Source organism: Rhabdobacter roseus, assembly GCF_014202275.1.
In the GTDB taxonomy this organism is placed as follows: Bacteria; Bacteroidota; Bacteroidia; order Cytophagales; family Spirosomataceae; genus Rhabdobacter; species Rhabdobacter roseus.
Genome location: NZ_JACHGF010000001.1, coordinates 152651 through 178053, shown reverse-complemented (window position 1 = coordinate 178053; position 25403 = coordinate 152651). Strand labels below are relative to the sequence as shown.

Annotated in this window: 20 protein-coding genes; 12 read left to right on the top strand and 8 right to left on the bottom strand. The window is 54.7% G+C overall.

Going from position 1 to position 25403, the window contains the following annotated elements; translation table 11 throughout:
- Nucleotides 1-104: 104 nt before the first annotated feature.
- The 7 genes from lon to HNQ92_RS00710 all read right to left on the bottom strand — a co-directional run bounded on the left by lon (nt 105) and on the right by HNQ92_RS00710 (nt 11909).
- The gene (gene lon / locus HNQ92_RS00740) at nt 105-2618 is read right to left on the bottom strand and encodes an endopeptidase La (RefSeq protein WP_184169464.1); all 2514 of its coding nucleotides are present in this window, start codon (nt 2616-2618) and stop codon (nt 105-107) included.
- A gap of 150 nt (nt 2619-2768) precedes the next feature.
- The gene (locus HNQ92_RS00735) at nt 2769-3263 is read right to left on the bottom strand and encodes a DUF6702 family protein (protein ID WP_184169462.1); all 495 of its coding nucleotides are present in this window, start codon (nt 3261-3263) and stop codon (nt 2769-2771) included.
- 88 nt (nt 3264-3351) lie between these two features.
- Nucleotides 3352-4668: an RIP metalloprotease RseP gene (rseP, locus tag HNQ92_RS00730; RefSeq protein ID WP_184169460.1), complete on the bottom strand. Its 1317-nt coding sequence runs from the start codon at nt 4666-4668 to the stop codon at nt 3352-3354.
- A 332-nt stretch (nt 4669-5000) separates the two neighbouring features.
- Entirely contained in the window at nt 5001-5558 is a 558-nt protein-coding gene (locus HNQ92_RS00725) for a hypothetical protein (protein WP_184169458.1), read from the bottom strand.
- A 57-nt stretch (nt 5559-5615) separates the two neighbouring features.
- On the bottom strand, nt 5616-7358 hold the full coding sequence (locus HNQ92_RS00720; RefSeq protein ID WP_184169456.1) for an Ig-like domain repeat protein: 1743 nt from the start codon (nt 7356-7358) through the stop codon (nt 5616-5618).
- A gap of 54 nt (nt 7359-7412) precedes the next feature.
- Nucleotides 7413-10211 (bottom strand): TonB-dependent receptor, encoded by a 2799-nt coding sequence (locus tag HNQ92_RS00715; RefSeq protein WP_184169454.1) that lies wholly within the window; start codon nt 10209-10211, stop codon nt 7413-7415.
- Nucleotides 10212-10439: 228 nt separating this feature from the next.
- Nucleotides 10440-11909 carry a M14 family zinc carboxypeptidase gene (locus tag HNQ92_RS00710; RefSeq protein WP_246439361.1) on the bottom strand — a complete coding sequence of 490 codons (1470 nt, stop codon included), beginning with the start codon at nt 11907-11909 and terminating at the stop codon, nt 10440-10442.
- A 232-nt stretch (nt 11910-12141) separates the two neighbouring features.
- On the opposite strand from HNQ92_RS00710, the gene HNQ92_RS00705 reads away from it, so the two are divergent.
- The 12 genes from HNQ92_RS00705 to HNQ92_RS00650 all read left to right on the top strand — a co-directional run bounded on the left by HNQ92_RS00705 (nt 12142) and on the right by HNQ92_RS00650 (nt 24494).
- Nucleotides 12142-13047 (top strand): DUF72 domain-containing protein, encoded by a 906-nt coding sequence (locus HNQ92_RS00705; protein ID WP_184169450.1) that lies wholly within the window; start codon nt 12142-12144, stop codon nt 13045-13047.
- Between the two features lie 296 nt (nt 13048-13343).
- Nucleotides 13344-13931, top strand: a complete 588-nt coding sequence (gene hisH / locus HNQ92_RS00700; protein WP_184169448.1) for an imidazole glycerol phosphate synthase subunit HisH — start codon at nt 13344-13346, stop codon at nt 13929-13931.
- Nucleotides 13932-13959: 28 nt separating this feature from the next.
- Nucleotides 13960-14691 carry a 1-(5-phosphoribosyl)-5-[(5-phosphoribosylamino)methylideneamino]imidazole-4-carboxamide isomerase gene (gene hisA, locus HNQ92_RS00695; protein WP_184169446.1) on the top strand — a complete coding sequence of 244 codons (732 nt, stop codon included), beginning with the start codon at nt 13960-13962 and terminating at the stop codon, nt 14689-14691.
- Nucleotides 14692-14708: 17 nt separating this feature from the next.
- The gene (gene hisF, locus HNQ92_RS00690; protein WP_184169444.1) at nt 14709-15488 is read left to right on the top strand and encodes an imidazole glycerol phosphate synthase subunit HisF; all 780 of its coding nucleotides are present in this window, start codon (nt 14709-14711) and stop codon (nt 15486-15488) included.
- 53 nt (nt 15489-15541) lie between these two features.
- Complete coding sequence (hisIE, locus tag HNQ92_RS00685; protein ID WP_184169442.1) at nt 15542-16156, top strand: bifunctional phosphoribosyl-AMP cyclohydrolase/phosphoribosyl-ATP diphosphatase HisIE; 615 nt, start codon at nt 15542-15544, stop codon at nt 16154-16156.
- A gap of 14 nt (nt 16157-16170) precedes the next feature.
- Nucleotides 16171-16506, top strand: a complete 336-nt coding sequence (locus tag HNQ92_RS00680; protein ID WP_184169440.1) for a phage holin family protein — start codon at nt 16171-16173, stop codon at nt 16504-16506.
- 168 nt (nt 16507-16674) lie between these two features.
- Complete coding sequence (locus HNQ92_RS00675; RefSeq protein ID WP_184169438.1) at nt 16675-17451, top strand: phosphoglycerol geranylgeranyltransferase; 777 nt, start codon at nt 16675-16677, stop codon at nt 17449-17451.
- A 155-nt stretch (nt 17452-17606) separates the two neighbouring features.
- Complete coding sequence (locus tag HNQ92_RS00670) at nt 17607-17777, top strand: hypothetical protein (RefSeq protein WP_184169436.1); 171 nt, start codon at nt 17607-17609, stop codon at nt 17775-17777.
- Nucleotides 17778-17856: 79 nt separating this feature from the next.
- Nucleotides 17857-18462: a SprT-like domain-containing protein gene (locus HNQ92_RS00665; protein ID WP_184169434.1), complete on the top strand. Its 606-nt coding sequence runs from the start codon at nt 17857-17859 to the stop codon at nt 18460-18462.
- Complete coding sequence (gene porU, locus HNQ92_RS00660; RefSeq protein ID WP_184169432.1) at nt 18440-21826, top strand: type IX secretion system sortase PorU; 3387 nt, start codon at nt 18440-18442, stop codon at nt 21824-21826. Before HNQ92_RS00665 ends, porU begins: the two co-directional genes overlap by 23 nt.
- Before the next feature lie 112 nt (nt 21827-21938).
- Nucleotides 21939-23138 carry a type IX secretion system outer membrane channel protein PorV gene (gene porV, locus HNQ92_RS00655; protein WP_184169430.1) on the top strand — a complete coding sequence of 400 codons (1200 nt, stop codon included), beginning with the start codon at nt 21939-21941 and terminating at the stop codon, nt 23136-23138.
- A gap of 75 nt (nt 23139-23213) precedes the next feature.
- Nucleotides 23214-24494: a M16 family metallopeptidase gene (locus HNQ92_RS00650; protein ID WP_184169428.1), complete on the top strand. Its 1281-nt coding sequence runs from the start codon at nt 23214-23216 to the stop codon at nt 24492-24494.
- A gap of 26 nt (nt 24495-24520) precedes the next feature.
- On the opposite strand, the gene HNQ92_RS00645 is transcribed toward HNQ92_RS00650, so the two are convergent.
- Entirely contained in the window at nt 24521-25258 is a 738-nt protein-coding gene (locus HNQ92_RS00645) for an MIP/aquaporin family protein (protein ID WP_184169425.1), read from the bottom strand.
- Between the last annotated feature and the right edge of the window lie 145 nt (nt 25259-25403).

Sequence of the window (25403 nt, the reverse complement as noted above, 5' to 3'; positions counted from 1 at the left end):
GTTTTGATTAAAGACGGCAATTGTTGGTAGTAACCCCTAAAAAAGGAGGAGACGTACCCGCGGGTGCGTCTCCTCAAAAATTAAATACCTCCCTGAGTACCGCGCTACGGTTCTATGGTAATGAAGGTTTCCTTCTTTTCCTCTTTTTCTTCGGGTAGCACAAAGCGCAGCGGCTGCGCTACTTTTTCGGGCAGCAGGGCAATGGCCAGTACCTCATCCACCCGATCGACGTAGTGAAAGGTAAGATCCTTGATGTAGTTGGCGTGTACTTCTTCTACGTCCTTGCGGTTTTTTACGCAAAGTATAATTTCTTTTACTCCGGCCCGGCGCGCCGCCAAAATTTTCTCCTTGATCCCGCCCACGGGAAGTACCTTGCCGCGCAGGGTGATTTCACCCGTCATGGCTACGAAGGATTTTACGCGCCGCTGCGTAAAAATGGACGCCATGGAAGTAAGCATCGTCACCCCGGCCGAAGGACCATCTTTGGGCACCGCACCGGCGGGTACGTGTACGTGCAGGTCGTAGTGGTTAAAAATGCGGTAGTCAATACCCAGGCGCTCGGCGTGGGCTTTCAGGTAGGATAAGGCCGTAATCGCCGACTCTTTCATCACTTCCCCGAGCTGCCCCGATAGCGTCAGATTGCCTTTGCCACGGCTCAGGCTCGTTTCGATGAAGAGGATCTCGCCACCTACCGAGGTCCAGGCCAGGCCAGTCACTACCCCCGCAAAGTCGTTGTCCTGGTACAGGTCTTTATCAAATACCTCCGGCCCCAGGAGCTTTTCGATGTGCTCTTCTTTGATGGTCTTGGTGTATTCCTGCTCCATCGCGATGGATTTCGCCAGTTTGCGAATCAGCGTACCTACCTTCTGCTCCAGGTTACGTACGCCCGACTCGCGCGTATAGCCTTCGATGATCCGAAGCAGTGCTTTGTCCTCGATCTTCACGTCCGTGGCTTTCAGGCCGTGGTCTTTGCGCTGCTTAGGTACCAGGTACTTTTTGGCAATTTGCAATTTCTCTTCAATGGTGTAGCCCGTCATCTCGATGATCTCCATCCGGTCGCGCAGGGCGGGGTGAATGGTTTCCAGCGAGTTGGCCGTGGCCACAAAAAGTACCCTCGACAGGTCGTACTCTACTTCCAGGTAGTTGTCCGTGAAGGAGGAGTTCTGCTCGGGGTCCAGTACTTCGAGCAGCGCCGAGGCGGGGTCTCCCCGAAAGTCCGAACTCACTTTATCAATTTCGTCCAGGATGAACACCGGGTTGGACGAGCCCGCTTTTTTAATATTCTGAATTACCTTGCCCGGCATGGCACCGATGTACGTCTTCCGGTGCCCCCGGATCTCGGCTTCGTCATGCACCCCGCCCAGGGCCATCCGGATGTACTCGCGGTTCAGGGCCTTGGCGATGGATTTGCCCAGGGAGGTTTTACCCACACCCGGAGGGCCATAAAGGCACAGAATGGGTGCTTTCAGGTTATTTTTTAGCTTCAGTACGGCCAGGTACTCAATGATGCGCTCCTTTACTTTTTCAAGGCCAAAATGATCCGCGTCCAAAACTTTCTGCGCACGTACCAGATCAAAGTTGTCCTTGGTGAATTCGCTCCAGGGCAAGTCTACCATCATTTCGAGGTAGTTGAGCGTAACGGGGTACTCGGGAGCCATCGGGTTAATCCGCTGGAGCTTGGCTAGTTCTTTCTCAAAGTGCAGGCGCACCGCGTCGGGCCATTTTTTCAGGCCGCCTTTGATGCGCATTTCGTCCATTTCCCGCTCGGGGCTATCAATGCCTAGTTCGTCGTGAAGTACCTTGATTTGCTGGCGCAGGAAGTAGTCGCGCTGCTGCTGATCAATATCCGAGCTCGCCTTGGACTGAATCTCGCGCTTCAGCTCCAGCATTTCGATCTCCCGCATCATGTACTGTAGCAGCAAGTTTGCTTGCTTTTGGCCGTTTTTCTCTTCCAGGAGCCGCTGCTTGTCGGCTACTTCAACGTTGATGTTCGAAGACAGAAAATGGATCAGAAACACCGGGCTTTCGATATTATCTAGCGCAATGCGGGCCTCTTGCGGTATTTCCGGATTTAGCCGCATGATGCGGTGCGCGCCGTCGCGGAGCGATTGTAGCAGCGCTTTGGATTCTTTGCGGTTTGCGTAGGCAAACGAATCATCGATGGCCTCTACCCGCGCGGTGATGTAGGGGTCTTCCCGGATGATCTCTTTGATCTCGAAACGCTGCCTTCCCTGTACGATAATCGTGACGTTGCCGTCGGGCAGGGTAATCATTTTCAGGATGTGCGCTACGGTACCTACGCTGTGCAGGTCGTCGGCAACGGGGTCTTCCTTTTGCGGTTTGGACTGCGTCACTGCCCCCAGGATACGCTGATTAATATCCGAGTTGCGGTAAATCTTCTTTACGAGCCGGATGGCTTTTTGGCGCACCACTGTAACGGGTATGACCATACCCGGAAAAAGTACCGTGTGCCGGATGGGTAATATAGCGAGTTCATCAGGAACGTCAAAGGGTTCATCGACCCCCTCAGGCCCACCGATGGGTACTATTTCAAGGCTATCGAAATCGGAGTCAGACATCAATAAGCGACTGTATAAATCAGAGAGTTCAAAGTTCATAGGCATTCTGCCATGCTGACAGGTATTCTTTTCCCAATTTACAAAAAAATACTACTCGTAATGGGATATGTTGGTGTAAAATAGATGTGCCATTCTGTAAAATGTCAGACTTCCTGCCGAAAGCGACAAAGTACCTGCTTTTAAAAGTACCTATAAAGGCTGATGAAACTGCCCTTTCCGGAACATCAGCGTTTTCTTCTGGGCTGCCATTTTCAGGTTTACCATATTCACCTGATCATCAAACACTTCCGAGAAGATATTGTTTTGTAGCGACCAGCCCGACGGATTGCCCGGAAAAGGTACTTCCACGTATATCCAGGTGGCGTCGGCCTCCTGTTCTTTGCCTAGGTACCTGAAGGCCTTCACTTGCTGGTCGGGCCCCTGTACCTGAAAGTGCCGACGCAGGTACGTCTCTACGTAGGTATCGTTTTGATCGTTGGTAAGTACCTCAAACCGACGGTTATTATTAGCCAACGAAAGGGCTTTTTCCAGGTCATCGGTAAAGACCCGGATGCTGATCTCCCATAACTTCTGAGCGGGGTTGTACTGCATCTGGGTCACGCTGACGTGGTAGTCGTGCGCTCGCCCCGCTCCAAGCAGTGCTACAAAAAAAACGCTGGTTAGGCTTACTGCCAATCTGCTCATCAGACGGTATTGGTGGAAATAGTAGCCGTAGGTACTTGCTGGAGTAGCCGCCGGACGATAAAGTATAGTAGGGTGCTTTGCACAAGGCTCAGAACATAGCCTTCCATACATCATTGAAAATAGCAAAGGCCATGATGCCTAGCAAAAGTACCATTCCTACCTTCTGGGCGTTTTCCAGGAACCGATCCGAGGGTTTCCGACCCGACACGATTTCGTACAGCAGAATGACCGAATGGCCTCCATCCAGCGCCGGAATGGGCAGGGCGTTGGTAAAGGCCAGAATCATCGAAAGCAAGCCTACCAGAAACAGGAAGCGCCCCCAATCCCAAATTCCCCCAAACATACGGGCAATGCCGATCGGTCCACTGATGGCTTTGGAAGCCGAAACTTCTCCCCGGAAGATCTTACCGAAGCCTTTGATATTATTAAATACTACCCCAAAAGCATCGGTAGCTCCTACTTGTACGGCTTCGGGCAGCGTGTAATCCACCAGGGTGTAGTTCAGCAGGCTTTGCGGGTAGAAACCAATGGTACCTTCTTCTGATACGGTCAGGTTGATGGTCCGTTGCTCATTGCCCCGCTCAACGCCCAGCGCTACAGGCTTGCCTTTGAGCGAGTCCAGGCTCTGCTGCAACTCGTGAAAATAGGTAATGGGCTTGCCGTTGATGGACGCGATGCGGTCGCCCGTTTTAAGGCCCGCTTTATCGGCCGGAAGCCCTACTACGAGCTCACCTACCTTAAAAGGCATAGCCGGAAGAATGAAATTATTGCGCTGATCGGGCTCAGAAAGCTTTTCAATGAAGTTGTTGGGTACATTCACGTCCACGGTCTGGCCGTTACGGCCCAGCGTGTAGTAGCTGTTGCTTTGCAAGAAAACGTCCGGCCCAACGGCTTCGCTGAAATCTTTAAAATCTTTCCCGTTTACCTTCAGGATTTTGTCGCCCGTCCGGATGCCGATTTCCTGGGCTAGCTCACCGGCTACTATTCCGTGCTTATTGACCTCCTCGCGCGCCAGAAATTTATCGCCATTGTTGTAGGCTATGGCTATGAAAACGATGATACCCGTAATGACGTTGACAATAATACCGCCCAGCATCACGACCAAACGCTGCCAGGCGGGCTTGGCCCGGAACTCCCAGGGCTGGGGTTCAGCGTTGATCTGCTCGGTATCGAGCGATTCGTCGATCATGCCCGATATTTTCACGAAACCGCCCAGCGGTATGGCTCCAATGCCATATTCGGTTTCGCCACGTTGTATACTCCAAATCTTGGGGGGGAAGCCAATGAAATACTTTTCGACCCGCATTCCGAACATTTTTGCGGCGAACAGGTGTCCTAGTTCGTGTAATCCTACTATGATGGACAGCCCTAAGATAAGCTGCCCGGCCATGATCAATATTTCCATTCAGATAGAATATGTGGGTAGAAGAGGATTAGTGATTAAAGAAAAGGATCATCCTTGCTGCTTTGTTTTTCAAAAACCACTACCCTGGGTTAAAAATATTTTGAACTTATGGAAGCGAAAATCGCCACTGGAAAGTAGCGCTTCCGCTTTCGCCCTAACAACGTAAATCGAATCGGTAAAGTTACGCAAAAGCCGGGATTTCGTTGGTAAAGGTTGGCAATATTCTGTTCTTAAACGTTGTATTTTACCGGATAAGTACCCCCGGAAACTAAAAAAGACCGGCAGCAAACGCTACCGGCCTTTAGACAATCTGACACCAATATAAAATAGCTTTACTTTGCTTTTTTGGTAGCTACCCACTCGTGGGCCTGCTGGTCGTAGACGAGCGTTGAATCGGGCCACTCAAGGTAGTGCTTCATGCCGAGCAAATGCGCTACGGTTCCTTTTTGGACCATTTCCTTGAATAAGTACCCGCCTCGCTCCCGCACCAGGGTCGAGTCCTTGAAATGCGGCGTACACCACATTTCTTCGAAATGGGCTGGCTGCAGGGTACCTTCCTTCAGGCTAAAACGCCCGCCGACGCCACGCTGGTAGAGCCGACTCCCCGCCACGGGACGAACCACAAAAAAATAGTGGAGCGAATCGTCTACCACCTGGTGCTCTTCCAGGGTATACAGGGACAATCGTTTTTGGTAGTAGGGCCGAAACCGCGGCTCAAACCGGGTCTGGCTGGTAGCACCCGGCGCGGGCGCGTCCATGTAGGTGATCATATTCACCAGCAGCGTGTCCCGTTCGGCGGCGGAAAGCATCGAAAGGGTACTTTGTTTTTGCTGACAACCTACCAGAAGCAGGTATCCCACTACCCAACTACCTAACTTTTTGTACTTCATATGCCTTCTTAAGTTTTCCGGGGTACTTGGCCAAGTACCCCGGAAAGTACTTTTAAACTACCGGTATACCTCGGCCTGAGGGTTAAATTCGGCCCAACCAGCGGTCCAATCCTGATCTTTGAACGCCCCGATGAAGTCCGTAGCCGTGAAGAAAGAACCGGCCGGAGCCTGTCCACCCGTGGCCAGGGTCTGAGACGCACTGGTGCTGATCAGGAAGTTGGGATTATTGGTAAAGATCGCGGGATTGAGGCCCAGGTTGGCGTACGAATTGTGGATTTTGTTGCCGGGCTGCGCCAGGAACCAGGCAGAAGGCGTTTGGGTACCAATCGTGATGGGTGCGGGCGTAGCGGCCGTGTTGACATCCCGAACGGCATAGCCACCCGGCGTGCTACCCAGACCAAAGTTGTTGGAACCCCAACCTTCTACCCCGGCGATCACCACGCGGTTGAGCACTAGGTCGCCGCTGGCGGCAAACTGCTGCGTAGAGCTACCATCAATGAAAATACCATTGGGGAAACCTACCACTACGGTATTGTAGATCTTGAGCTTGTTGCTGCGGCGCAGGTGCATTCCGTTCTGGAATTGAGCGCTGATGGCCGTTGAGGCATCTACCTTAGGGCCAATGATGGAAACATTGGAGAAAGTACCCGACGTGAATGGCTCTACCAAGGTACCTTGGCCGTTGTTATCCACCTCGAAGCCGTTGGAACCCGACTGGTCGGCCAGGGTATTTCCGCGCACGGCAATGGCATACTGTACGTTACCACGGTAGCCGAAGTCGACGTCGAAATCATCATCGTAGCCTTTCCAGGAAATCAGGTACTTGGCATCTGATGTACCGCCAAACCACTCGAAGGAATCGTCCAGACCAAAGGAAGCCTGCAGGTACTCCATCTTGGTAGCTTTTCCTACCGAACCAAACGTAAAGGAATTTACCTCCTGGTTGGGGTTGATAGGTACCCCGGCGTACTCAACGCGCACGTACTTCAGCGAGCCAGAGTTGTCGTTGTCGTCATTACCACCGCTGAAAGCGCCGTAGCCACCTTCCAGCTGGAACACGCCGTTGGGTTGGTTATTCGTAGCCTTGCCACAAATCACCAGGCCACCCCAGTCGCCGGGTTCACGCTCACCCACGGGGCGCTCGGACGTAAACACGATCGGCTCGGCGGCGGTACCTTCGGCGATGATTTTGCTGCCGCGCTGCACCACCAGCGTGGCTTTAGAGGCCCGATCGCCGATGATCAAAGTACCCGGCTGGATGGTGAGGGTACCCGTTTTGGTAGGCTGCCCGTCTACGGTGGGGTCTTCTCCTACCCGCACAAAGCCAATCAGCTTGTAGATTTTATCTTTGGTCCAGGTGATGTTCCCTTCCAGTACCCCTTGTACGTCTACGACCTGCTTGGCTGGCAAAGCCGATACCGTCAGGGTTTGGGTAGCCAGGGTGGAGGTTTGGTTGCGGCTGTCGGTAGCCTGAAACGTAAAGGTCACCACGCTGTTTACAGGTAGTTGCTCTACCACGTAGTCTTTAGCATAGTTGTCGCTGGTGGTGCCAGCGGGGTAGGTTTTGGTATCCCACTGCTGACCATTCTTCAGAACTGTCAGGCTCTGAATACCTTCGGGCGCATTGATGGAGGCCGAAATCTGCACCGTAGCGCCAGGAATGCCCTGGGTACCGCTTCCGGCTGAAACCGTAGGTGCCGGACCTATTTCTTCGTCTTCTTTACAGGCATTGAATGTAAACAGTAACGAGGACGCTAGCAAGAACGTGAAAAGACTTCTCAACGTACTTTGTCGTTTCATGGGTGTTTTGGTTTGGTTTAATTGATCTGATTAGTAGTAGGACTATGGAGGTTGTTAGAGAATACGGTACGAAATACCCAGCTGCACGGTACTTCCGGGACGGAAGTCCTGTATGATCTGATCGTTGCGGCGATCAAATTTTCCGTCCTGATTGCCATCCTGTAAGAAAATAAAAGACTGATTCAGGAGATCCGTCACGCCTCCCTTGAGGGTCCAGCGGGTACCTATGCCTTTGGAAAACGTAAGATCCAGGATGTTACGAGGCATTTCGTAAATATCCGGGTAGCCTTCGAAGCCCACGGCGAAGATGCGCTTCCCGATGACGTTGTAGAGCAGGTTGAGCTGGAAGTTGCGGTTATGATCGTGGTAGTTGAGGCCCGTGTTCACAATGTACGGAGACTGCCCTTGCAGCGGCCGGTTGTCCGACTGCCCCACGCCCAGGTTACCACCAAGCTCTACTTTGCTGTATATCAACGCCGTGTTGAAGAGTACGCTCATTCTTTCTAGTATCGGCGAGGCCGTCAAGCCATTCAGTGATTTCCGGATCTCAATTTCTACACCCGACGAAACCGCTCCCTGGGCGTTGCCGAAGTTGATGTTCTTGATCCCCTGCGAGCCCGCGCCCGGATCAAACAATGCTTCGATCGGGTTGGTGAATTTTTTGTAGAAACCCGCTATGCTTATGACCTCCGCCGGGGTAGGATAAAATTCGTAGCGCAGGTCCAGGTTATTGACCGTTGCCGTTTTCAGGCTCGGATTACCGGCATACACAATGTTGTAGTCAAAATCAAAGAAAGCAAAAGGCGCCAGCTCCCGGAACTCCGGACGGTTGACGGTGGTACCGTAGGCCAGGCGCACCAGGCTTTTCTCGGTAAAGTTGTACGTCAGGTTGGCCGAAGGCAGCAGCTTACCCACGGGGTACTCCACGTTAACGGGCTGCCCGTTTAGCAGCGAGCTTTGGAGCGCCTGTACGTTATTTTCGTAGCGGGCACCGGCAATGATGTTCAGCTTCTTGGTCAGCGGCACATTCACCGACAGGTACCCCGCCGCCAGGCGGTTGGAGGCGTCGTAGGAGTCGTTGGGGTTGGTTTGTTCATCCACCCGAATCCCCGACTGGTTGTTGATGTTCTGGGGTTGAAACAAATCGGTAATGGAGCCCGTAAGCAGGTCCGGATTGGTAGACAGCGTCCGGACAAAGCCCAGGTTCCGCGCCCGGAATTCCCGCTGTTTGTCTTCGTAGAAAGCCCCGGCTTTTACTTCCAGGAAATCATCCTGGCGGAACGCAATCTTCTGCGAGAGGTTCAGACCACCCGTGTAGGCGTGCTCGTCCATGCGGGAGGAGAAACGCCCCAGGAAGAAAGCCACCGCCGAGCCCACGGGTACGTACAGCTCCTGGCGGCCCGTAGCCGGGTCTACGATGTCGGCGCGGTAGCGGCGGTAGTCGGGCTGCTCGCGGTAGGAGTTGTTGTAGCCTCCCACCCAGTCAATCGTTGTGTTCTTTCCAAACTGGTGCTTGCCCGTAACCTGGCCAGTGTAGATACCGCGGTAGATCTGGTCGAAGCTATGGATATTAGGTGCAAAATTTCCTTCGAAGTTTTGGCCCGTCCGGTCCACGTAGGTACCGATGCTATTCTGGTTATAGAGGTTTTTCCACTCTATAGAATGATTGTCGTTAAATTTCACGGCCCAGTTATGGATCAGCCCTACCCGGATGCTGCGGGCGTTACGCTGGTCGTTGTAGTCATATACTACCTGCTCTACGCCTCCCACGTTGGTATTGAACTCCTTACGCTGCACGTTCGCCACCAGGCGGGCATCGCTGTAGGTCAGCGACGTAATATTCCCAATCTTCACCTTCCCGGCGTTGATCCGGAAGTTACCGGTGAGCGAGAGGCGCTGGTCGGGCAGGGCCGTCTGGGGGGTAGCTTCCCAGTTGTTGCGGAGCATGCGCCCGGCCTGCTCCAGCTGCGCACCGTTCACGTTTTTGAGACTGGCCGGAAAAAACTTGGGCAAGTTCTGGTACCCATTGTTGAAGCCGGTCCAGTAGTTGGCTCCCTGCTCGGGTTGGCTGATGGTCCCAAAGGTAGTTCCCTGCCGGAAGGTGGTGTTGTAGTCCAGCTCGATGGAGTTTTCGTTGGGGATATTCTTGGTAAAAATCTTCACGATCCCCCCCGCAAACTCACCGGGTAGTTCGGCCGCCGGGCTCTTGAAGACCAGCAGGCGGTCGATCTGGGAGCTGGGGATGATGTCAAACGAAAACGCCTTCACGTCCGTTTCCATGCTAGGCGTAAAGGCATTGTGCAGCATTACGTTATTGTAGCGCTGGTTGAGCCCACGAATGTTGATGAAGCGGTCGCCCACGATGGTGATGCCCGGTACCCGCCGTACCACCTGCGCCGCGTCGCGGTCCAGCGTGCGGCCAATCTGCTGGGCCGAGATCCCGCTCACGATCTGCTGCGCGGCTTTAATCTCGGAAATCATCGAGATTTCGGTGTTGGTTTCGCGCGTGGCAACTACCCGTACTTCCTCGAGCGTCGTCGACTCCTCTTCAATACCGGTGTTGATTTCGGTAATTTTTTCGGCCTGTACCTCTACGCCGGGAATGGCCTTGGTCTTGTACGAAATAAAGGAAACTTCAATGGTGTAGGTACCTGCGGCAAGCTTGGGAAGGGTAAAAAAACCTTCGATGTCGGTAGAAACGCCGACGGTAGTTCCGGCTACCCGAACGGTAGCGCCGATGAGCGGTTCGTTGTTTTTCGCGTCTTTGACGGTACCCCGGATGGTACCGGTCTGAGCCCAGGCCAGGCTACCCGTACAACAAAAGAGAATGAGGAGTAATGCTTTAGCTTTCATACTTTTTCAGGTGTCAGAATACAGTTTATGTTTCCGCCACAAAAGTAGATTGCTCGTATTACCTCAATGTTATGCCAATATTACGGGTCAGTTATTTTAAATAAAGCAAGTTCCTGTTTTTCAATATTTTAAGTTTAACCTACCTAACAAAACAGGAAGGGTAGCCCAAAGTACCTAATGGCAAATAGTCTTCGGGTATCTGGGGGTTTTACCCCTGTTTTAGTAGGTTCATTCCACAATTCCGTTGCCTACGCGCGTATGTTCCTCTTGCAGGTTATACACAAAGCCATTTACCACGGCGTACACGACCTTCCCTTCTTTTTTGAGCACGAAAGTAGCGGTTTCGCCCAGCTGCGGGGTACCCGAAAGTACCTGCCCTTTGCGCAGCACGTGCAGCGGGTGCACCGTAAAGTACAGCCCCAGCGCCCGGCTATTGGTGTCGCCGGCCAGGCGCACGTAGGTGTAGCCCTGCTGTAGCAGCTGCCGGGTGTTCACTTTACCCAGCTCGGTTAGGTTTTTAAAAACCGTTGGATATACCTTGCCCCGCTCCAGCACATAGTCCCGGGCATCGACTTCCTCGCTGCCGTAGTGCGTCGACAAATCTCCGAGCTCGTCGATGCGGCTGTAATAAAAGAACTTGGTGGCGTTGGCGTAGTTGACCTCGCTGCGGTTGATGCCCAGGTCGGTCTGGTAGAGGTGAGCGCCTTTCCTGATGGTGGCGTTGCGCACCAGCAGGTCGTACACGTAGTTGGCGTTTTCGGGGATCTGGTAGTAGTCCTCGCGGTTTTCCTGCCGCAGCGAGCCGTCGGCAATCGCCTCCAGGGCCGACAGCATGGCCACGAAGTTTAGCTTCCGGATGTACTGCTTCTCGGGGTCGCCCAGGTACCCTCCCGACTCGATCAGGATCAGCGTGGTACCCCACTTCTGGATATTATCGCCAAAGGCCCGGGGCTCGTGGTTGTCGTTGTAGCGCCCTACCTGGTCGGGGATAAAACGCTGCAGCACGCGGTTCATGCGCACAATGAGCTGCATGGATTTTTCCCGAACGGGGTTGATCGACCGCTCGTGGTCATAGGCCGTAGCCAGAAATGACAACGTAGCTACCTTGGGGCTGCGCCCGGCCGAGTAGCGCGGGCTTTGGTCGTGGAGGTTAAAACCTACTTCGGGTTTGAGCGTTTGCTGAAGTTCCTTCAAAATGCGGGATTCGGGTGCCTGAAGGTACTTGGCGTCGCGGTTGAGGTCAATGCCCTGGGCGTTGCGGCGTTGGTAGCGCTCGGCCCCGTCGGGATTGAGCATGGGCACAAAGTACAGCGTCGTGCTGTCAAGTACCTGCTTCCGTAGCGCGTCGAAGCCGTCGTTTTTCGCTTCCAGGAAATTCAGGATGTCGAAGGTAGCCATGGTGGCCGTAGGCTCGTCGCCGTGCATCTGCGACCAGAAAAGTACCTTGTGCGGCCCGGTACCTACTTTGATCATGTGGATACTTCGCCCCTCAAACGACTCCCCTACCTGCGTGACCTCGTACATCGGGTTCGTGCGCCGCTGATTGACCAGCGCCAGCACGTCGGCGTGTTTGAAGCGCCGGAAAGCCAGCGACGGCTCCTGGTAGGCGGTGTGGGCGTCGTGCAGGCGCTGGGCCAACTGGTGTTGTGCCAGCTGAGCAGGCTGCGCCAGCGCGGCAGAGGCAGTTAGTAATGACATGAAAAGAAGGGCTGTTTTCATTTTATTTTTGTAAAATGATTCGACAAAAATAGGACAAATTAGTAGATTACGCGTTGATTTCATGACACTACTTAAAGGAGTCAGAAAGGAGCCGCCGCTCCCCACATCAAAGGTACCCAGCCGGAGTACGGTATCAGGGAGCGTAGGTACCCCGATTGATTCTTGTAGGCGATAACCAGATTAGACAACTACCCTAAAACGGAAACCGACGATGGACTTTGGTAAACTTGACGATATTTCGCAGGTAAACTTCACGCTTCCACCTACCCATCCCTTCACGCAAAAGGTACTTACAGGTACCCCCGCCGCCAGTCCGCGGATCTACGTGGGCCCGCCGATCTGGTCCAACCGGGAGTGGCTCGGGAAGCTGTACCCTTCCAACGCCAAGGAAAAGGAGTTTTTGTACCACTACGCCCGCCAGTTCAATACCATTGAGCTCAACGTCACCCACTACCAGATCCCCACCGACACGACGCTGCGGAAGTGGCAGGAGGCCGTCACGCGGGAGTTCCGGTTTTGTCCCAAGTGGCCGCAGGCCATCAGCCACGAGGCAGAGCTCGTAGGAGCCACCCAGCTCACCAACCAGTTTGTGGAGGCCATGCTGAGTCTGGAGCACAACCTCGGCACCACCTTTCTACAGCTTTCGCCCGCCTTTGATCCGACCAAGCTTCCGGCGCTGGAACACTTTCTGAAAAGCCTGCCCGATGGCTTCCCTATAGCGGTGGAGTTTCGGCATCCAGCCTGGTTCTCGGACGAGTACCAGTGGCAACGCACCCTGGAGGTACTTCGTGCGCAGGGAGCGGGCACCGTCATGACCGACGTGGCCGGGCGGCGCGACGTCCTGCACATGGCCCTCACCAGCCCTACCTTCACGCTGCGCTTTGTGGGCAACGAGCTGCACCCCACCGACTACGCCCGCACCCACGCCTGGATAGACCGCCTGGGGCAATGGCTGGCTCAGGGCCTACAGGAAGCGTATATTTTCATTCATTTGCACGAGAACATTCTCTCGCCGGAGCTTACCAAGTACTGGGTTGATACCCTCAATGAACAGCTTGGGCTAGCGGTAGAGCCGCCCGTGCTCCGGCCGCAGGCCGTACAAGGTACTCTTTTTTAAAAAAAGCTTTTTACAGCCTCAAAATCTTTACGTACCTTTGTGCCATGCTAAACGCCGGAATATATCTTCCCATTCACCATAGTCATTGTGCTTAGGGCATGATGGGCGATGTATTTTTGCGAATAAAAGGTGTAATAAGGTTCAATACATAGTACCCGGAAGCCCGATTCTTGACGAGTCGGGCTTCCTTTTTGGCGGATGGCGGTCCGTCGCACGGCACAGGGTACTTGGGAAATATTTATTTGAAAATAGAAATAGAAAGTACCCTTTGGGTCAATTTCTTACGTAGGAAATACATGAAAACAGTTATTATCAAATACAACGCGGGCAATGTGCAGTCGGTGATGTACGCCCTCGACCGCCTGGGTGCCAGCTACCTCTACACCGACGACGAAGCCGAGATTCGCTCGGCGGATAAGGTGATTTTCCCCGGTGTGGGTGAGGCCAGCACGGCCATGAACTACCTCCGCCGCAAAGGCCTCGACCGGCTCATCCCGTCCCTCACGCAGCCCGTACTGGGTACCTGCGTAGGCATGCAGCTCATGTGTCGCTACTCCGAGGAAAACAACACCACCTGCATGGGTATCTTCGACGTTGACGTGCTGCGTTTTCCGGCTACGCCGGGCTTCAAAGTACCCCACATGGGCTGGAACAGCATCCACGCCTACGGCAGTCCGCTCACGGCGGGGCTACCGGAGGATGCCTACGTGTACTTCGTGCACAGCTACGCCGCCCCGGTTTGCCCCTTCACCGTAGCCAGCTGCGAGTACGTACACCCTTTCAGCGCCATGCTGCACAAGGACAACTTTTACGCCGCCCAGTTTCACTGCGAAATCAGCGGAGAAGTAGGGCAGCGGATTTTGTCCAATTTTTTGACGCTCTAAATTTACCAAAGTACCTTTTCCCGCATTCATGAAAAGTACCTTTCATATCATACCGGCCATTGACCTCATCGAGGGCAAGTGCGTGCGCCTGACGCAGGGCGACTACGCCCAGAAGAAAATCTACAACGAAAACCCGCTCGAGGTAGCCAAGCAATTTGAAGACGCCGGCCTCACCCGCCTGCACCTGGTGGACCTCGACGGTGCCAAAGCCAAGCGAGTAGTAAACTGGAAGGTACTTGAAACGCTGGCCTCCCGCACCCGTCTGCACATCGACTTCGGCGGCGGGGTACAGTCTGACGACGACCTGCGCGTGGTGTTTGAAAGCGGGGCCAAGCAGGTTACGGGCGGTAGCGTGGCCGTGAAGCAGCCCGAGCTCTTTGAGGCCTGGCTGAGCCAGTACGGCGGCGACCGCATCATCCTGGGGGCCGACGCCCGCAATGAGAAAGTAGCCGTAAGCGGCTGGGAAGAAGGTACCGAGCTCTGGGTGTATGACTTCGTGGAAAGGTACCTGGAGAAAGGCGTTCGCTACGCCATCAGTACCGACGTAGCCAAAGACGGACTGCTGCAGGGGCCTTCGTTTGACCTCTATAAAAACTTACAGGACAAATGCCCCGACCTGCACATCATTGCCAGCGGGGGCGTAAGTACCCTGGCCGACGTAGAAAAACTAGCCCAGATGAAGCTATTTGGGGTTATTATCGGAAAAGCGATTTACGAAAACCGCATTACGCTGTCCCAACTCAAAGCCTTTAGTTCTTAAATAGACCGTTCCTGACTATGCTCACCAAACGCATCATCCCCTGCCTGGACGTTAAAGACGGACGAACGGTTAAAGGAGTAAATTTTGTAAACCTCCGCGACGCCGGCGACGCCGTAGAACTGGGCGCGCTCTACGCTGAGCAGGGCGCCGATGAGCTCGTGTTTCTGGACATCACGGCGACGGTCGAAGACCGCAAAACCTTCGCCGAGCTGGTGCGGCGGGTAGCGCATACTATTAATATACCCTTTACGGTGGGCGGCGGTATTTCGTCCGTAGCGGACGTGTCGGCCATGCTGCACGCCGGGGCCGACAAGGTATCCATTAACTCCGCCGCTGTGCGCAATCCGGATCTCATCAATGAGCTGGCGCTGGAGTTTGGGAGCCAGTGCATCGTGGTGGCCATCGACACCCGCTACGTACCTGCCGGCCCCGACATGCCCTGGGAGCACATCGTGCACACCCACGGCGGGCGCAAACCCACCGAGCTACGTACCCTACCCTGGGCCAAGGAGGTAGAAGAACGCGGCGCGGGCGAAATCCTGCTCACGTCCATGGATACCGACGGCACCAAAGCGGGCTTTGCCCTGGAGCTCACCGCCACCATTTCTGGCAACGCCAACATCCCCATCATTGCTTCGGGCGGGGCGGGTACCATGGAGCACTTCCAGGAAGTATTCACGGCCGGTAAAGCCGACGCGGGCCTGGCGGCCAGTATTTTTCATTTTCGCGAAATCGACATCCCCGACCTCAAGCAGTACCTGCACGGCCAGGGTATTCCCATGCGCATGACCAAGTAGCGCCAACTACCCCAACAACTCCCGATTTTTTTACCCTTGATGTACGATTATACATGAATACGGACTTTTCTACCATCGCTTTCTCCAAAGCTCCCGACGGACTCGTGCCCGCCGTGGTGCAGGACGCCACCACCCACAAAGTACTTATGCTGGGGTACCTCAACCAGGAAGCCTTCGAAAAAACCCAGGCGGAGGGTAAGGTAACCTTTTTCAGCCGCAGCAAGCAGCGCCTCTGGACCAAGGGCGAAACCTCCGATAATTTTCTGTACGTACAATCCATGGCCGTAGACTGCGACGGCGACACGATCCTGATCAAGGCTACGCCCGCCGGACCTACCTGCCACACCGGGGCCGACACCTGCTTCGACGAAAAAAACGAGGGCAAAGCGTTGTTCTTAAACTACCTACAGAAACAAATTATCCGCGAGCGGAAGAACAACCCCACCGACGCTTCCTACACGAGCCAGCTCTTCAGTCGTGGCATTAATAAGGTAGCCCAGAAGGTAGGTGAAGAAGCTGTGGAGGTGGTGATTGAAGCCAAAGATACCAACGACGACCTCTTCAAGGACGAAGTAGCCGACCTGCTTTTTCACCTGCTGGTGCTATTGGAATACAAAAATGTTGATTTGGATGAGGTTATTGACGTACTTAGTAGCCGTCACCGCTAAACTTCTGCTAGCAAATGAATTTATTGATACGATTAGTCATCAGTACCGTGGCCATCATTGTGGCGGCGAACCTCCTGGATGGCGTGCACGTCTCCAACATTACTACGGCCGTAGTAGCGGCCATTGTGCTGGGTATTTTGAATACCTTCGTGCGGCCCGTATTACAGATCCTGGCCCTCCCGATCACCATTCTCACGCTGGGCCTCTTTTACTTTGTCATCAACGTGCTGATGATCTACCTGACGGCCGCGCTGGTGGATGGTTTCGCGATCGATGGCTTCATTACGGCCTTGCTATTCGGTCTGATCGTCGCCATCGTTTCCGGGGTTTTGGGTATGTTTCTGGACTAGAGCGTCCGGGCTGAGCAATGTCTTCCTGAGATAAGGCCGCCAGGATGATTTTTAAATTGCTTTCGTTCCGGGCATCCCTTTTTGACCTATTTTAGTACTTTTGGGTAAAATTAGCGGCTCATTGGGACTAACACAGCCTTTCTAGACGTACGGTAGAGCAAGAATCGAATGCAGAATACATCTAAAAAAATAGCGTCACTTCTATCCGACAAACGCAGGCGGCAAAAAAAATCGTTTGCCGTTTTACTGGATCCCGATAAGGTTGACCTGGCTACTTTTCCCGCTTTTTTGCGGCAAGCGGCCACTCAGGGCGTTGACTTTTTTTTTGTGGGAGGAAGCCTGATCATGAACTACGCGATCGATCAGCTTATCGAAGCCATTCACGTCCATACTACCATTCCCGCTATTCTTTTCCCCGGCAGCAGCCTGCACATTGCCTCCTCGGCGGATGCCATCCTGCTGCTTTCGCTGATTTCGGGCCGCAACCCGGATCTGCTCATCGGTCAGCACGTCATAGCCGCCCCCGTACTACGCAAGAGCGGCATCGAGGTACTTCCTACCGGCTATATGCTTGTTGAAAGTGGCAAGCTAACGACCGTCTCTTACATTAGTAATACGCTCCCGATCCCGCACGACAAGCCCGGCGTGGCCGCCTGCACCGCCATGGCTGGTGAAATGCTGGGCCTGGGGTATATGTACCTCGACGCCGGTAGCGGAGCCCAGCAGCCCGTGCCCGCCGCCATGATTGCCGCCGTACGCGAAGTAACGGAGGTACCTCTTATCGTGGGTGGGGGTATCAATTCAACGGACAAAGCCTACGCTGCCCTGGAAGCGGGCGCGGACGTGATTGTGGTAGGCAATGGCATCGAACACAATTCAGCGCTACTACCGGAGGTCGCTTACGCCGTTAAATCCTTCAATGCTCAATCAGAGGCTCTTACTTAACTGTAAGGGTACCACTTCTTTATTGTATAAAAGTAAGTACTGGCATTACTTTCTAAGGAAATTTTAAGTTCTTGGAAAAATACAAACATAAAACCATTGCCATCTAAAAATTAGTGCTACTTTTGTACCCGAAACCTTATAAACACCGCAAAAAAATGAAAAAATTACTTGCTTTCGCTTTCGTAGCTGGCATGATGGCATTTGCCGCTTGTACTAGCAAACCTGCTGAAGAAGGTGCTGACACGACGTCTATCAACATGGACATTGATACGATGACCGTTGATACTTCTTTCGCTGACACGACTATGATGTCTGACAGCCTCTAAGCCTAATTTGGATTAGATACGTTCAGAAAAAAGAAAAGCCTTGCTACCCTAGTAAGGCTTTTCTTTTTTACTTAGAGGTATGGAAAGACAAGCCCTCTTAGCTCCCTATATTCCACCTCTGGCGCTGAGCTATTGTGAGCAGCTCTGGCAGCAATACAACTTTGATCTACGGATCACGCGGCCGCGGCGTACCCGGCTGGGCGATTTTTCGGTAAAACCAAAAGCCCGCCCGCGCATTACCGTCAACGTCAACCTGAATCCGTACAGCTTTTTGATTACCTACCTGCACGAAGTAGCGCACTGCGCCGTGTTCGCAACGCATAAGTGCCGGGTAGCGCCCCATGGGCCCGAATGGCAAAAATCCTTTCGCGAACTCCTGCAACCCGTCCTTACGGAGGCTATTTTTCCCCCTTCTGTTTTGCTTCCGCTCCGGCGGTATGCGCTGGCTCCCAAAGCCTCCACCGGGAGCGATCTGCCCCTGCTGCACGCCCTGCGGCAATACGATGCGCCCCTGCCCGACCATAATAAAGTACCGCTGCTGCATCTCAATGAGGGCTGCGATTTCGTTTTTCAGCAAAGGGAGTTTACACGAGGCGTGCTCCGCCGTACCCGCGTGCTCTGTACCGAAAAAACCTCCCAGCGTCGCTATACGATTCCTGCCCATGCCCTGGTGGAAACCCGCTAATTTTCTCTACTGGATCACGCTTTATTTGCTTGGCGGCCTTGTGCTCTTCTCCAACGCGCAGGCGCAGGATGCCTCGGTGCTGGCGCAGGGCTCTTGGTATAAAATAGGCGTGGTGCAGTCGGGTATCTACCGCCTCGACGCCCCGGCGCTACGACGCCTGGGCCTCACTACCTCCACCCTTAACGCGCGCCACCTGCAGCTGTACGGTAACGGCGGCGGTATGCTGCCCCAGGCCAACGACGCGCTCCGCCCGCAGGACCTCCGCCAGAATGCCATCTGGGTACCTGGTGAGGAAGACGGCCGTTTTGACGAGCAGGACGCCCTGTACTTTTATGCTGAGGGCCCACACGTGACCCGCTACGACTCACTAAACCATCATTTATACCACCAAACCAACTACTACTCCGATACCAGCTACTACTTCCTGACGGTAGGTACCTCCCCCGGCTTACGCCTTACAGATCTCCCCAGCCTTATGGCCAGCCAAAGTACCCCCCTTGACCAGTTCGACGATTACTGGTTTCACGAAAAAGAATCCGTAAACCTGCTGCAGTCCGGGCGGGAGTGGTGGGGTGAGTACCTGGCCAATACCGGTGCCCTGAACCTACAGGTACCTACCCCCGGCCTGGTACCCGGCAGTATGACCCGGCTCCGGGTGCGGGCCATTGCCTCGGCGCAGGTACCTACGCAGTTTCGGTGGCAGGTCAACGGCCAGGAAGTAGGGAGGCCGTCGGTAGGGACGGTGTCTACTTATCGGTATGACCTACGGGCCCAGCTCAGTGATCAGGCGTACGTTTTTCCAGTAGGTACTTCGCCGCCCGTTACTACCACGCTTAGCGTGGCGTTTGACCCCAACGGCCAGAGTAGCGCCCAGGCTTACCTGGATTGGGCGAGCCTACAGACCAAGAGGTACCTGCGGCCCTACGACGGCCAGCAGAGCTACTATTTCCTGCCTGCCAGCGTCGATACCGTTACCTACCGCATCACCGGTACCTTGCCCGACTGGTACTGGTGGGACGTTAGCGATCCGGCGCGTCCGGCCCGCGCCCAGGTGGACCGAGGACCGGACGGTACGGGTACTTTTACGGCAATTCAGGGACGACGATTCAGGAGATTCATCGGTTTTCGGCCCTCGCAGGCGCTGGAGCCGGTGAGTGGCCGGGCCATCGCTAATCAGAATATCCGCCAAAGCAAAGTACCTGATTTACTCATTGTCACACCCCCCGCCTGGGAAACACAGGCCCGCCGCCTGGCCGACTTCCGTGAGCAGCACGACGGCCTGGACGTACTGGTCGTCACCTCCGAGCAGGTGTACCACGAATTTGGCTCGGGGCAGCCGGACATCTCAGCCCTGCGGGACCTGGCCAGGTACCTTTACCTACGAGCACCGGACAAGCTCAGGTACTTGCTGCTGTTTGGGGACGCCTCCTACGACTACAAAAATCGCACGGCGGCCGGAGGCGGCGTTGGCGTACCGGTGTACCAAAGCCGGGAATCTTTGCATCCGGTGTTTTCGTACTCCTCCGACGACTACTTTGGATTCTTTAAAACCCGCGAAGGTACCTGGGAAGAAAGTACCAGTGGCGACCACACCCTGGATATTGGCGTGGGGCGGCTACCCGTCAAAACGCCGGAAGAAGCCCGCGTCGTGGTAGATAAGCTCATCCACTACGCTACTTCGCCCCGCAGCCGGGGGGCCTGGCGCAACCGCATCAGCTTCGTGGCCGACGACGGCGACGCCAACATTCACCAGCAACACGCCGACCAGCTGGCTACTTTTATCCAGCCACACCTGCTGTCTCAGCGGCTGTTCATCGACGCTTTTCCCCAACAAACTACCCCCGGCGGGACCAAAGCACCGGAGTTGAACACGGCCATCCGCCGAACCGTGGAAGAAGGTACCCTCATCCTGAACTACACCGGCCACGGCGGTGCGGTGGGTTGGGCCGAGGAGCAGGTACTTACGCTGGCCGATATGCAGGCCATGCGGGGCTATAACAACCTGCCGCTGCTCGTTACGGCCACCTGTGAGTTTGGCCGCTACGACGACCCGGCGCTGGTCTCGGGCGCAGAGCTGATGGTACTTAGCCCCCGCGGAGCGGCCATCGGGGCCGTCACGACCACGCGTCCTGTATTTGCCAGTACCAATTTTACCCTCAATAAAGCGTTCTACGAAGCCCTGGCCGTAGCCAGGCCGCAGCAGCTCCGGCTGGGGGACATCGTACGGCTTACCAAAAATAACAGCCTCAGCGGTAGCCTCAACCGCAACTTTGCCCTGCTGGGCGACCCCTCCCTGCGGCTCGCCCAGGCCGAACACGCCATCCGCTGGCGGCAAGTCCCCGATACCCTTCGGGCTTTGCAAAAGGTACTTCTGGAGGGTGAGATTGTGGCACCGGGCGCCGAAGTACCCCTGCTCGATTTTAACGGCAGCGCCCAGGTCGTGGTGTACGACAAGCCCGTGGCGTTTCGGACGCTGGGCAACGAAGCCACCGCCGCCGAGTACCAGGAATACCGCAACCGGCTCTTTGCCGGCAACGTGCAGGTACAGCAGGGGAGGTTCCGGGTGGAGTTTGTGGTGCCGCGCGACATCGACTACCGCCTGGGCGAGGGCCGGGTAAGCGTATACGCCCTTAGCCAGGATAGCCTCACCGACGCCTCCGCGCAGCTAGCCGTGTGGGTAGGCGGTAGCGCCAACGTACCTCCCGACCGCACCCCTCCGACCCTGACCGCCTACCTGAACGACGCTGCGTTTCAGGACGGACAAACCGTGACGCCCACGCCGGTACTTTATGCCGAGCTCTTTGACGAAAGTGGCATCAATCTCTCGCAGGCGGGCCTAGGCCACGACCTCACGGCTACGCTCAACGATACACTCAGCTGGGTACTTAATGCATATTATACGGCCCACCCCAACGACTTCCGAAGCGGAACCATCCGCTTCCCGTTGGGTACTTTACCACCCGGGCCCCACCAGCTTCGGATAAAAGTGTGGGACACGCATACTAACTCAGCCGAAAAAACGTTGCGTTTTATAGTTGGCTCCGAGCCCGCCATTAAGCTCGCCCAGGCCCTTGTTTTCCCTAATCCATTCGAACAACACTTGTCTTTTAAAATAGAACACACGCGCGAAAGTGAAGATGTCGAAATTACTTTCCGGTTGTTTAACGTAGCAGGTCAAACGCTCAAGACCTTTCATCGAATGTATTATAACAGCGAAGCCATTATTGAGGACGCCATCCCGAACCTCGTTCCCAGCCAGTTGCTAACTCCCGGCCGCGCGTTATACCTGTATGAGTTGTTGATTCGTTCCTCCAAAGACAATAGTACCGACCGGCATACCGGCAAACTCCTGCGTATGGATTGACTTACACGAATTGTTTGTATATATTTTATTTATTCCGTTACTTTCGTCGTATTTTTGACTCCCTCTGTCTTAGCGAACGTCTTAGTGCGCTGTGCAGCCAAACCAAAAAAATATGAAACGTTTTTTCGTTAGCTTTTCTTCTTTACTACTTGCTTGTGGGAGTGCTGCTACGGCCCAAGTTCCCACAGAAAGGGTCATCACCACACCATTTCCCTTGCTTACCATTGCCCCTGATGCCCGCAGTGCGGCCCTGGGAGATGCCGGCGTAGCGCTCAGCCCTGACGCCAACGCTACCTTCTGGAATCCTGCCAAGCTGCCTTATGTGGACAAAGACTTCGGAGTATCACTTTCTTACACGCCCTGGCTGCGGAACCTTATCGACGACATGTTTCTGACCTATCTGTCGGGCTACAAGAAAGTGTCGCAGCGGGAAGTCGTGGCTCTTTCGATCAATTACTTCGACATGGGGATGATCGACTTCCGGACCCCAACCGGGCAATCGGCCGGTTTTTTTAACTCCCGCGAGTTTGCCGCCGGAGGTACCTACAGCCGACAGCTGGCCCAAAATTTTTCCATGGGGGTTACGCTTAAATTTCTGCACTCCAATTTAGCCGGCCAAGGCACTGTGGGCGGAGTCTCACTTCGTCCGGCTTCGACGGGTGCCGCCGATATTAGTGCTTACTACAAGAAAGAATACACCAACGCAGAAACCGGCAGCAACCTGGTTTGGTCCTGGGGAGCCATGATTTCCAATCTGGGCGGTAAGGTCTCCTACGGCGGTCCGGATTCGTATTTCATTCCGACTAACCTGAAGCTAGGTACCGGTATTTCGTATACCGCCGACGGCCGCAACCGTTTCAACTTCGTGCTGGATGCCAATAAGCTAATGGTGCCCACCCCTCCCGTATGGAGTACCCAAAACGGCCAGCAGGTAGCGGTGCAGGGTAGAGATCCGCGTAACCTCTCGGTGCTGAGTGGTATTTTTGGCTCCTTCGCCGACGCCCCCAATGGCTTCAACGAAGAGGTAAAGGAAATCATGATTTCAACGGGCGTGGAGTACTGGTACAACGACGTTTTTGCGGTTCGGATCGGGTACTTCAACCAGTCCAACATGAAGGGCGGCCAGAAGTACTTTACGGCGGGGGTAGGTGCCCGGTTTATGGATAAGTACAACATCGACTTTGCTTACCTGATGCCCCAGGGCCAGGCGCAAGGCAACCCACTGTCCCAAACACTGCGGCTCACCCTGGCGCTTTCGTTGAACAAAAAAGACAGAAATGCCTCCGACACCCTGGATGCGCTCGAAAACTAAGTACCTTATAAAAATGTTTTTAGCGAATGACGTCTCCCTGGGGATGTCATTCCTTTTTTTAGCCCCTTTACCACGATGCAGCTAGACCGAACCATAGCCCCACCCTACCGGATTATTCAAACGATCCATTTTCCTGATTTCAACACCATCTACCTCGATAACGGCCTGCCGCTGCACGTAATCAACATTGGCGAGCAGCCCGTGGTGCGGCTGGAGTGCATCTTTGAAGCCGGTACCTGGTTCGAGAAGCAGCCCGGTGCCTCCTACTTTGCCATCAAGATGCTCACCGAAGGTACCTCTGCCACTACCTCTGTCGGCATCAGCGCCGCCTTTGATCGCGTGGGGGCCTTTACCGATCTGTCGCATTCACCCGACCGCGTCGGGATTGTGGTGTACTGCCTGGCTCGTTTTCTGCCGGAGGTACTTCCGCTGGTACAGGAACTGATCGCCACGGCCTCTTTTCCGGACAAAGAATGGGAAGATCTCCGCAATATTACCTTGCAAAACCTGCGGGTCAACCAACAGAAAAACTCCTTTCTGGCCACGGTGCAGCTACGGGCCAGCCTCTTCGGAAAGGAGCATCCCTACGGCCGCAGCCAAAGCGAGGAGCGGATTACGAACCTCAAAAAGGAAGAGGCCCAGGCGCACTACGCGCAGTACATGCAGCGAAACGGCTACCGGATCGTGCTGTCGGGGCAGGTTGGCGAGGCCGAGATCCAGGTCGTGAACAAGTACCTGGGCCAGGCCGTGGACCTGACGCTGGACCAGAGCGAAGCGGTACCTCCGGCTTTTCCGGCGGCTATTGAACCCGCGTTGGTGGAGAAGCCCGAGAGCTTGCAGTCGTCGATCCGGTACGGAAAGCGGCTCTTTACGCGCAAGCACCCCGACTACTACCAACTGCTGGTTGCAAACGAGCTGCTGGGGGGGTACTTTGGGTCAAGGCTCATGAAAAACATCCGCGAAGAAAAAGGGCTGACCTACGGCATTTCGTCCAGCGTAGTAACCTACCGGCACGAGGGGTACTTTACCATTGGCACGGACGTCAAGAAAGAATTTACCCAACAAACCCTGGACGAGATTCGGAAGGAAATTCAGATCCTGCAGACCGAGCCCGTTGGGGCCGAAGAGCTCCAGAACGTCAAGAACTTCATGGCGGGCGAATTTGCTGGCTCGCTCAATACCGCTTTCGACATCGCCGACCGCCAGAAGATCCTGCTGCTGGAGGGCTTGCCCGCCGACTTCTTCGAGCAGTACGTGCGGCAGATCCACGCCACCAGCCCGGAAGATATACTCCGCATGTTTAATACCTACCTCCAGCCCGACGATATGACCGAGGTGGTGGTAGGAGGCAAGTGACGAGGTACCTGGCCAGGGGCGCTTCCTCAGAGCGAGAAAAACTGTAAAAATAGCGCAGCGAGCACCGCCCCGGCCAGCGGCGCGGCCACGGGTATCCAGGCGTAGCGCCAGTCGGAGGTCCCTTTGTTCGGGATGGGCAACACGGCGTGCGCCAGGCGCGGGCCCAGGTCACGGGCGGGATTGATGGCGTAGCCCGTAGTACCTCCCAGCGAAAGCCCAATGCTCCACACTAGCAAGCCCACCAGGTAGGGGCCCAGGCCGGACGGAATGGCCCCGTTTTCGGGAATAGCGCCCGCTTTGCTGATGGCAACAATGCCAATGATGAGCAGGAGGGTACCTAATAGCTCACTGATGAAGTTAGGGCCCGCCGCTCGAATGGCCGGGCCGGTAGAAAAACAGGCCAGCTTATCGCCCGGCTCGGGGGTTACTTTCCAGTGCGGCAGGTAGTGGAGCCACACCAGCGCCGCGCCTAAAAAAGCGCCCATGAGCTGGGCCAGGAAGTAGGTACCTACCTGGCTAAAATCCTGGTTCAAAACGGCAAAGGCTATCGTAACGGCCGGATTGATGTGCGCATCGGGGCTACCGAAGGCGTTGGCCGTGAACACACCCATCACTACCGCAAACGCCCAACCCGTAGTAATGGCCATAAGCCCGGCATTTTCACCCTTGGTTTGTTTGAGTACTACGTTGGCGACCACGCCATTTCCCAATAAAATAAGCACCAGCGTACCGATCAGCTCGCCGATAAAAGGGGAGGTTTGCATACGAATAAAGAAGGGTTGGTAGAATTAAAAAGCAAATAGGTAAATTGTATTATAATTTCCATAAGAAATACCAAAAATAAGATTTTCATTTTATCGCGGGGATTCAACCCCCGAAATCCCGTACCTTTGCGGCTCAAACCTTAGT

Coding starts and splice junctions, on each gene's coding strand:
- lon (WP_184169464.1), bottom strand. CDS start 2,618: ATGAACTTTGAACTCTCTGATTTATACAGTCGCTTATTGATGTCTGAC.
- HNQ92_RS00735 (WP_184169462.1), bottom strand. CDS start 3,263: ATGAGCAGATTGGCAGTAAGCCTAACCAGCGTTTTTTTTGTAGCACTG.
- rseP (WP_184169460.1), bottom strand. CDS start 4,668: ATGGAAATATTGATCATGGCCGGGCAGCTTATCTTAGGGCTGTCCATC.
- HNQ92_RS00725 (WP_184169458.1), bottom strand. CDS start 5,558: ATGAAGTACAAAAAGTTAGGTAGTTGGGTAGTGGGATACCTGCTTCTG.
- HNQ92_RS00720 (WP_184169456.1), bottom strand. CDS start 7,358: ATGAAACGACAAAGTACGTTGAGAAGTCTTTTCACGTTCTTGCTAGCG.
- HNQ92_RS00715 (WP_184169454.1), bottom strand. CDS start 10,211: ATGAAAGCTAAAGCATTACTCCTCATTCTCTTTTGTTGTACGGGTAGC.
- HNQ92_RS00710 (WP_246439361.1), bottom strand. CDS start 11,909: ATGTCATTACTAACTGCCTCTGCCGCGCTGGCGCAGCCTGCTCAGCTG.
- HNQ92_RS00705 (WP_184169450.1), top strand. CDS start 12,142: ATGGACTTTGGTAAACTTGACGATATTTCGCAGGTAAACTTCACGCTT.
- hisH (WP_184169448.1), top strand. CDS start 13,344: ATGAAAACAGTTATTATCAAATACAACGCGGGCAATGTGCAGTCGGTG.
- hisA (WP_184169446.1), top strand. CDS start 13,960: ATGAAAAGTACCTTTCATATCATACCGGCCATTGACCTCATCGAGGGC.
- hisF (WP_184169444.1), top strand. CDS start 14,709: ATGCTCACCAAACGCATCATCCCCTGCCTGGACGTTAAAGACGGACGA.
- hisIE (WP_184169442.1), top strand. CDS start 15,542: ATGAATACGGACTTTTCTACCATCGCTTTCTCCAAAGCTCCCGACGGA.
- HNQ92_RS00680 (WP_184169440.1), top strand. CDS start 16,171: ATGAATTTATTGATACGATTAGTCATCAGTACCGTGGCCATCATTGTG.
- HNQ92_RS00675 (WP_184169438.1), top strand. CDS start 16,675: ATGCAGAATACATCTAAAAAAATAGCGTCACTTCTATCCGACAAACGC.
- HNQ92_RS00670 (WP_184169436.1), top strand. CDS start 17,607: ATGAAAAAATTACTTGCTTTCGCTTTCGTAGCTGGCATGATGGCATTT.
- HNQ92_RS00665 (WP_184169434.1), top strand. CDS start 17,857: ATGGAAAGACAAGCCCTCTTAGCTCCCTATATTCCACCTCTGGCGCTG.
- porU (WP_184169432.1), top strand. CDS start 18,440: ATGCCCTGGTGGAAACCCGCTAATTTTCTCTACTGGATCACGCTTTAT.
- porV (WP_184169430.1), top strand. CDS start 21,939: ATGAAACGTTTTTTCGTTAGCTTTTCTTCTTTACTACTTGCTTGTGGG.
- HNQ92_RS00650 (WP_184169428.1), top strand. CDS start 23,214: ATGCAGCTAGACCGAACCATAGCCCCACCCTACCGGATTATTCAAACG.
- HNQ92_RS00645 (WP_184169425.1), bottom strand. CDS start 25,258: ATGCAAACCTCCCCTTTTATCGGCGAGCTGATCGGTACGCTGGTGCTT.